The organism is Bartonella queenslandensis AUST/NH15, assembly GCF_000312585.1.
Taxonomy (GTDB): domain Bacteria; phylum Pseudomonadota; class Alphaproteobacteria; order Rhizobiales; family Rhizobiaceae; genus Bartonella; species Bartonella queenslandensis_A.
In genome coordinates, this window is record NZ_HE998273.1 from 1 (window position 1) to 1,061 (window position 1,061).

1 pseudogene is annotated in these 1,061 nt (G+C 35.1%); it reads left to right on the forward strand.

The annotated features are described in order from the left end of the window. Nucleotides 1–726: pseudogene (locus tag BN338_RS10180) on the forward strand (TrkH family potassium uptake protein); the annotation flags it as partial. Nucleotides 727–1,061 lie beyond the last annotated feature (335 nt).

Here is a 1,061-nt window from a genome sequence, read left to right on the forward strand (position 1 = left end):
CATGTTGCTTTCTGCTTTGCCTTTCGTACTTTATGTTAAATTAGTCCTTCCTGGACACTCCAAACGCTTTCTTGACCCACAAGTGATTGTTTTTCTTCATATCGTTTTTCTTTTCAGCTTTGCTTTAGCAGCATGGCTACGATTTCATGATCATCGCGCTTTCCACTTGATTTTCCTTGATGTCATTTTTCACCTTTCATCCATTATTAGCACCACAGGTTATAGCGCTGAAGATTATCAACTTTGGGGACCATTTGCGCTTGGAATTTTCTTCATTGTTTCTTTTACAGGCGGATGTGCTGGCTCTACTTCTGGTGGTATGAAAATCAATCGCCTCATTATTCTTTGGCGTATTACACGAACAAATATAGAAAAACTTCTTTCTCCTAATGTCGTTGTAAAGGCGCGCTACGATCACTCAAATATATCAAACGATGTTGCTCAAGCCGTTTTGTTTTTGTCTGTCTTTATATGTTCTGCCTTATTATCGGCACTGCACTTTTGCTTACAACCGGTCTTGATTTTACCTCTTCTTTTACGGGCGTCTTAACAGCACTTTCAAATGTTGGCCCAGGCTTTGGAGATATTATTGGCCCCGTTGGTAGTTTCTCTACAATCAACGATAATGCTTTATGGATTTTAAGTTTTCTAATGTTAGCTGGACGCCTTGAAATCATAACAATATTCGTCCTTTTTATTCCCGCTTTCTGGCGTGAACAATTCTAATGCATAGAGCATTTTATTCTACCATGGTAAAAAATTGACAAGATAAACAGGCATGCACGACACGCAGAATAATATTCAATCCTCAATTAATCAACTGAATATTTCCTAAAATTTTAAATAAATCATCGTATAAATGATTGACATAAAAATATTTCCGAAAAGATAAGTAAGTGTCAATAGTTTTCAAAGCCATAATATATAACACTTTACATTACATGATTAAGATTCTTTATCAAATAAAATGGATACACAGAACATCCTTTTTTTACGAATAAGCTCTCATGCAAAACATATGAATATTTGCTGATAAAAATGTTTTTTCTCTCATAAGTTAT